At 56.8% G+C, this 7,858-nt stretch carries 5 protein-coding genes; all 5 read right to left on the reverse strand.

Annotation, left to right across the window (positions count from 1 at the left end; all coding sequences use genetic code 11):
- The coding region (locus QE270_RS09595; RefSeq protein WP_300038648.1) for a filamentous hemagglutinin N-terminal domain-containing protein at positions 1-741 on the reverse strand (741 nt) is incomplete at its 3' end.
- A 110-nt stretch (positions 742-851) separates the two neighbouring features.
- A complete protein-coding gene (locus QE270_RS09600; protein ID WP_300038651.1) occupies positions 852-2,525 on the reverse strand; it encodes a ShlB/FhaC/HecB family hemolysin secretion/activation protein in 1,674 nt (557 codons plus the stop codon).
- A 22-nt stretch (positions 2,526-2,547) separates the two neighbouring features.
- Positions 2,548-4,488: an adenylate/guanylate cyclase domain-containing protein gene (locus QE270_RS09605; RefSeq protein ID WP_300038654.1), complete on the reverse strand. Its 1,941-nt coding sequence runs from the start codon at positions 4,486-4,488 to the stop codon at positions 2,548-2,550.
- Between the two features lie 20 nt (positions 4,489-4,508).
- Positions 4,509-5,270 carry a hypothetical protein gene (locus tag QE270_RS09610; protein WP_300038657.1) on the reverse strand — a complete coding sequence of 254 codons (762 nt, stop codon included), beginning with the start codon at positions 5,268-5,270 and terminating at the stop codon, positions 4,509-4,511.
- Positions 5,267-7,858: CHAT domain-containing protein (locus tag QE270_RS09615; RefSeq protein WP_300038659.1), on the reverse strand; the 2,592-nt coding region annotated here is incomplete at its 5' end. The genes QE270_RS09610 and QE270_RS09615, both read right to left, overlap by 4 nt.

A 7,858-nucleotide genomic window follows, 5' to 3' on the forward strand; every position in this document is an offset into this window, starting at 1 on the left:
GATAATGTCGACAGCGCTGCGTACCGTCATCAGGATCGTGCCGCCATCGGCTACAATTTTGCCGCCATTAGCGACACTGTTTGAGAGATTTGCGGTGGCTCCCGCCGCGGTGGCTCCCGCCGGGTCGGCCACCAGGAATGACACCAGCCCATTACCGGCAAAATCAATAGTAAAGTCTCGGCCTCCACCCAGCGCGATCTTTCCCAAACTGGCGCTTATCAATGCCTCGCTGGTGGCACTGGAAGTGATGTTTGCGACTTTCCTGCCAGCAAGCACCGCATATCCCGATGGCACGTTGATCTGGCCATAATTGGTGAGATCCGCGTTGGTTGCATTAGCAAATACAAAGCTCCCGGTGCTGTTCATGAAGACATCAGGATCAATGCTGGCCGTGGTGGCAAGGACCCCGGCGGCATTGACGCGGCCGGTCGAGCCTATGATCACGCCTTTGGGGTTGAGGATCCAGACTTGGCCATTCGCAATAACAGTGCCGTCAATTTGGAACGGTAACGTTGTGCTCGCTGTGCTCCGGTTAAGCGTGATCGACAGGTTATTAGGCTGCACAAAGTTTAAAGTCTCGTCGGCTGGCAACACGATTTCTGACCAGTCGAGTACTGCTCGGGTGCTGGTCTGTGTAATCGTTAACGTCTTATTGTTGTTGGTGCGTTCGAATGAGGCGATTGTGCCTTTTGCGACCGTGAACGGCACTTCCTGAGCATTCGCCGCGGCCAGCGCAGACATGCAGACCGCTAAGGCCAGTGTCGTCCGAAATGACAGCCGGCGAATAGCCGGACGGCATGTTCGACCATGATTGGCGGATCTAATTTTTGCACTGGTCATGACATCGTCTTTCAAAACTGCAAAATTGCGCCGAGAGTAAAGCGGCCGCCACTTTTGGCGCCGTCCGGCAGCGCGCGCCGCGCCGAAGAGAACTGCGTGTCGATCGACAACCGGCCGAGCAGCGTGAAACGCGCTCCCGCCCCAAGCGAGGAAATGGTCGCGCTTTGTTTGGGCGTTGCCTCATAAGCGAGCGCAGTGGTTTGCGCCCAGTCAGCGAAAGCATAGACTTGGGTGCCCTCAATGAAGTTGGGCACCTGCACACCCGCAAGTGATGCAAACAGTTCACCAACTACCCCAACGCCGCGCTCGCCAGCCACCGTTGATGGATCATAGGCGCGCCCGATGCCGCGCCCGCCGAAGGAGATTTGCTCCCCCGAGAGCAGGCGGTTGGTGGTATATTGGCCTAGCAATGTCATACTCGCGCTGATCGGGCCAAGGATCGGCTGATTGCGCTGGAATTGATAGGTCAGCCGCAGAAAATGCGGATCAAACCCCTGGACCGAAGGCAAGGGCGCATCGGCACCGTTCGCACCCAATAGGCCAAGGCCGTGGAGCAGGTTAACGCCAAATGTCATGTCGCCCGCAAGCCAACCGACCTGTCGCCACTGCAGGCCAAGGCTGGCAACTGTGCTCCGGTCGTCGTTAATCTCTGTGCCCAACGCCTTAACGAAGCTGCGGTTCAATGTCATCCCAGCATCAAGATAGATGGAATTAGCCCGGGACCGAAGCAATGGCACGCGCAGACTTGCGCTCAGCGAGCCCGATTTGCTTTGCACATCAAGGTCGCGAATTAAACCGCCCGGCGCGGCGTGCGCAACTAGCGCGCCGATACTGCCCACCATACCATTATTGCCAAACGGTGTTGCATATCGGGCGCCCACTGCTTGAAGCTCGCCAAAGCCTTCACCGGCCGTAGCCAGCGACAGGTCAAGCGCGCCAGGTCTGCCAAAGGGCTGAAAGATCGTTGTGCCAAGTAAATAGTTAATTGGCCCCACGACGTCGGAACCCGAATTATCCACCGCGGCAAAGGCAGTTCTTTGTGGCTTGACGGCTGTCAGCAAGATATCGCTACTGCCCAGCGTGCCCCCTGGACGCAGTACGCTGGTAACGGCCATACCTGGTGTGTCATTTAGCAGGAGCAGCCTCTGCTCAAGATCAAGGAAGCGCACCGGGCGCTGGCCGAGCACCGGGGTGATCAGTGCCTGAGTACGTTTCCGGCTGGCTTGGTTAGGTGCCTGGACAAAAGCGTTGGCTAAGAACCCTTCGACTACCTGTACTTCAAGGGTACCGTCGCGCACCTCTTGCGGAGCGATGAAAACCCGGGTCAGAAAAAAGCCATCGGCGCGATAGAGGTTTTCAAGCTTATTGGCTGCCTCACGCAAGTCGCTCAAAACGATTTTCTTACCTTCAAGCGAAGCAAAAATTGCGCGCCAACGCGCTTCCGGATAATGTGTTGCACCAGTTACCTTGATGCGGGTGATCGAAAACTCGATTTCATCCACCGCTTTTGGAACGCTTGCCTTTTCAGGGTTCTGAATGCGCAATTGTAATGGCGTCTCGGGAAGGGGCAGCGGTTGGATCCGCTGGCGCGAAATATCGGCCTGTGGCGGTGGCCGGACGATTTGGGCGATGACAGGCGTAGCGTGCATCGCCATCACGGTCGGTGCAACGTAAAATATAGGCATAACATATGCCAAAGCTCGGAGTTTATTTGTCATCCATCACCACACGCGAGGACAGCAGCCCTAGTGCAATCCGATCCTGATGGAAACGGATGACGGGATCTTCCGGAAAATCCTTTGAAAGGCTCGCCAAACAATCGACAGCGTCTGGATCGCTGGCTTCAAGCAAGGCATAGGCCCGGCGATAACCCGCAATCAATTCAGGCGCATCGGTAGCGGCGACAGGGGTATATAGGCACGTTGCCTGCACCTTGCCTTTAAGCACAATGTCGCCAATCGGTCGAAATTCGAGATCGGGGCATTGGTCGACGACCTGTTGCGTGCAACAGACGCGCGTACCGAAATATTTGTTGACGCCTTCAGTGCGCGCGGCGGTGTTGACGGTGTCGCCAAGCGCAGTGAAATCCATGCGTGATTTCGAACCAAAATTGCCGATGATTGATAGGCCGCTGTGGATGCCGATGCGGGTGACACCAAGAGGAATATCTCTAGCATTGCAGTCCTTTCGGAAGGCTTCGGCATAGGCATCGAGTTCGAGCGCGCAACGAATTCCACGCTCGGCATGATCGGCCTGCGGTATCGGAGCGTTGAAGATCGCCATGATAGCATCGCCGATGAATTTATCGATAGTGCCAGTATATTTCAGGATAATCTCGCATGCGCCGTCGAGATATTCATTTAGAACTTCGGAGAGTTCTTCGGCCTCCAATTTTTCAGACAATGTGGTAAAGCCAGCGATATCGGTGAAGATGAAGGTCGCGTCCCGCTTGGTACCCGACACTTGAACCGAGCTCGGATCGGCGATCAACTGGTCGACCACTGCCGGCGAGACATAGCGCGAAAATGTGCTCTGAACAAATTCGCGCTGTTTGCGTTCACCGCGTCCAATAATCAGGTCCATCATCCACAAAGCAAGGAATAGCGACAGTGTCGGTCCGAATAGCGGCAACATTGGCAAACCTTTGCCAAAGCCCAAGATTGCGCCGACCCAATACACAATCGTGATTACGACGCTGATACCGACATTGAAGACGATGCCCATTCGCAACAGGCTTAATCCGGTGCCGATTATGGCGAAAAGCGCCAATAGCCCAATGGTCCATGACACAGGTACCGTTGGGGGACGCCGCCCCTCCAAAATCTGGGTGATGCCGTGTGCCTGAACCATAACGCCTGGCATGTTGCCCCGATCGCCATCGTCAATTATGGAAAGCGGGGTTCTGTGGCGATCTGTAATCGATAGCACTGCGCCGATTAACACGATCTTGCCCTTGATCAGTTCGGGAGGCAAAAACTGCAGATAAGTTGCCGAAAAAGTCGGGAAAGGCGTGTTTTCGGCATCTGGCTGTGCACGCCAAGCGATGTCGACTGGAACCAGAGGCGCTTTTATGCCCCGCATTCCGGCCAATTTCCTTACAAATCCAGCTGGATGCTGAGGGGTGTCAACGCGCCGTCCATTAAGGACAGTGCCGCCGGGGTTGATGCGGCGGACTAACCCGTCAAACGGATCGGTCAGCAGATTTGCCTCCGCGCGCTTATCCTCCGGAACAAACGCCTCCATGTAGGCAAGCTGTTCGGCATTAACCACATTGGGGGCCGAACTGAAGCTGAAGGCCAGCGGCGTGCGGGTCGATAGGATGACCTTGCGAAGCCGTTCATCCTTGGTGGCTTCGGTGGGTTGATCGACGATGATGTCTACCCCGATTGCGGCGGCGCCCTTGTCTTCAAGTTGTTCGATCAGATCGGCAATAAGGCCCCTATCAACCGGCGATCGATACGAAAATGCGGCCAGTGTCGCCTCGTCTATGGCTATGACTACCACATCCGAAGATGGCGGCATGGCTGGCTGCATCGCTGCGACACGAATATCAGCGAGCTTTGTTTCCAGATTTGCCAGCGGCGCGATGAAGCGGACACTGCTGCCACTTAGAAAAGTAGCGGCAAATGCAATTGCGATCGCTGCCAAGATCTGCCGGGTTGCCTTGTTCATCTTTGTATCAACCCGGTGGGCGACAAACTAAGGCCTGCCATCGGTGCGCTCTCGTCAAGATCTTTGCCGATCGCCCTTAGATATGCGTCAGCCTGCTGAACACATGCCTTTTCCAGCATCCAGGCGCTGATCACCAGAGGATCGTCTATATCACGCGGTATCATGTTGATACGGAGAGGATATTCCTGACCATCTGCACGGATTATGAAGGTTTTTAAATCGTCAAGCCCGACAATATCGGGGGGCGTCATGCGATCTGTAGACGCCTTCCATACATAATCTGCGCGCCACGAGCGATCAACGGGAAATACTGAAAAGGCCTGATCGGCGAAGCTCTCCGGACGCCACCAGACCGGCTTTTCGCCATCTTTTAGGCAGCGGTCGCCGCCGCGCGAGATGTCTATAAGCCAAGGATCAGGCAATGGCGCGGCACTGGCTCCGGACCGAACTGCCCCGACTGAGCTAGCACGGTCTTTACGGGTGGCGATAAGTGCTGCCAACGCCACGCGTGGGTTTTGCACTGATCCAGCGTTACGGACGGCCGGACCAGAATAGGGACCACGCAATGTGGACATCCGGCCATCGGGTGCGACCAGAACCATTTTTTCGCCCTCGACGAGCTTAACCGTGCGCGCACTATCGATGCGCATCCCGGGCTTTAGGCCGCCACCGCGCGCTTCAACGACGATCATCGGCATGGCGAGGGCGGGCCACGCAAGGACGAGCGCAAGCCCTGCAGCGAGCGCCTTCCAATTCATGCAGAGGCACTTTCGTTAAGTGGAGATGAGGCACCGTCGCCGATCAGCACAAAGGCCGCCCAGAAGAATGGGTGCGCCGTGGCCGGGGTTTCTATTGCCTTAAGTTGCGCTTGGGCGAGGGCGATATCGATTGACAGGTCAGGGTTGGCGCCGACGGCCTTAAAGACATCGATCATCAAACGCGCCGTCGCCGCCGATGGCACCTGCCAATGACTGACTAGCAAACTGCGGGCGCCTGCATAGAAAAAGGCTTCGGCCAGCCCCGACAGGGTCTCGCCACCTAGTTTTCCGCTGCCGTCCGAAGCGGTATTGCAGGCTGACAGCACTACGAGGTCGGCGCGAAGTTCCAGTGTGGCGATCTCGCTGGCGTCAAGCAATCCGTCGGTGGAGCGCGTTGCCGCAATTGTAGCGGGCGGTGTGAGCACAAGCCCGGGTTCGGATTCGCATTTCAATTCGCCAGGCAAGACGCCGTGGGTGGCAAAGTACAATATGCGATAGTCCCACAGGGACTTACTGCGCAGATTGGCTTCGGTTGCATTCGCAGCGAGCATAATTTCTGCGTCGGGTGCGTTGAGTGCTGCCGCGACTGCGGCGACCTCGCTGGCGGTTTCGGGCAATGGCACCAGCATGCGAAGTGTTTCGGGTGACGCCGGGCCATCCTTGCGACAACTGCCTAACAGGCTCGAAAACCCAGCCCGCGCCGCTTTTGCACCTGTGGACCCTTTACTCTGCAGGGGGCCGAGTAGTGGGTTGGCGACAGCCAGCAGCAGTTTGCTCGGCTTGCCGACAAGCTGCGTGGAACGCAGCGCGATAAAGCTGGCGATTGACGGGCTATGGGTGATAGAAAATTGGCGGGAAAGCCAAGCGGCGCTGCTATAGTTTTTAGCATATGACGGCTCTGTGACAAGTAGGCCAAATGGCAGGCTCGCAAGAGCTCCCGTTGGCACAATAATCAGACGCTTTATTCCGCCGAGCTTCGGGACGACAGGACCAAGCAATTGGGAAAACAGTTGGTGCGCGGTTTCGAGATCAAAATCAGCAACCGAGCTTCCCTCGATTTCAAGTCCGCGGCGCAAGCTTTTTACACTTGTGGCGATATCGCCTGCGCCAGCCGGCACTTCCGCAACGATCGTTCCATCACGCCTTACGAGATGAATAAATGATTTGTCCCTGCCGAGCAGGAATGAAACTAGGGCTTCATCTTCTCGCAGCCGGGAACGAACATCGTCAAGCTGCGGCAACTTTTCTTCTGTCAGAGCTTGATAGTCGGGAAATTGCGCGGCGATTTCTGCGCGAGATGCCTCGATGCGCGGCGCTTGGCTAGCGATCTGCGCAATGAGCGCGTCTTCGGTTTCGGGATTGCGTTCATCGGCCGCAAGGGCTTGCTGCTGTGCCAATTCACTTTGAATACGGGCCAACTCACGATTATCGTCCTCGACGCGCCGCAACAAGGCTGACAACTCAACAGAGCCTGACGAGAGCCGCGTGGCCGTTAAGGCAATTGTGCGGTCCCGGCCTGGCTTACGGGCAAATTGAAAGGCATCGAAAACTTCGGTAAACAAACCCTGACGTTGCTTGTCGTCAGAGATGCCCGCACTAAAATCGACAACTGCCGCTGCCAGCGGCATCAAGTCTTCATCGGTAAACGGCAAACTGTCTCGCGGTAGTCCGCGGGCGATCGTAAGTGCTTCGCGATAAGCAATGATGGCATTAGTATTCATGCCCTCTGATTGGTATGCGCGCGCCAGCGCCGTCCGCATACGCAGCGTTCCCGCGCCCTCCCCAAAAGCATCCTTGCGGATCTTGATCGCGGCGTTGAAGTAAGCTTCGGCAGCGGCCAGCCTACCATCTGACAGGCTGGTCTCGCCAAGAACCCCCATTACATCGGCGCGCCACCAAACCGGCGTTGCAGGCGCTGCGGCCAGCGCCAGTAACGCCTGACTTGCAAGCACATTGGCGCTGGTTGTGTCGCCACTGCGCATTTGCACAAAAGCTTCAAGGTTTAGAGCCATCGCCATTTCACCCCGAGCCGAGGCCGTGTCATCAGTGACTGGGCGAGTGTCGGTTATTACCCGCCATTGCGCGACGGCATCGCCGGCTTCGGTGCGGGCCGCGACATAATCACCGCGCAATGCTGAAATATTGGCTCGGTAAGTTGCTAGGCGGGCTCGCTCGGCCGGACTTGGCGACCGTTCTATAATTGGGGCTGCGCGGCGCAGTAGGCCATCTGACTCGTCAAATCGGCCAAGATTTGCAACGACCATCGCCATGTCGAGAAAAAGTGCGTTGCTTACAGCGTCATCCTCGCCAAAAATGCGGATTTGAACTTCGAGCGCCCTGCGCAAGGTCTGCTCGGCTTCAGCATAAGCAAAACGGCTGTTGGCAAGCCGAGCATCCGACCAGAGCTCGCGGATCAAAGCCTGATCGACTTGGCTTCCGATGACTATGGGCGCCGACCACAGAGCCCGGACTTCGGCGGCTAGAAGGGTGCGGCTTGCATCGTTTCGCAGGCCAAGTGCCGACAACAGGGCCGGATAGGCCGACGCAGGTCCTTGAACGATGTTCAGCGTTCCACCGCCGATCTGAGC

Source organism: Sphingorhabdus sp., assembly GCF_029865925.1.
GTDB lineage: Bacteria > Pseudomonadota > Alphaproteobacteria > Sphingomonadales > Sphingomonadaceae > Sphingorhabdus_B.

Bases quoted from the DNA above. Each gene is read 5' to 3' on its own strand.
- QE270_RS09610 (WP_300038657.1), bottom strand. From the start codon at position 5,270: ATGAATTGGAAGGCGCTCGCTGCAGGGCTTGCGCTCGTCCTTGCGTGG.
- QE270_RS09600 (WP_300038651.1), bottom strand. From the start codon at position 2,525: ATGCCTATATTTTACGTTGCACCGACCGTGATGGCGATGCACGCTACG.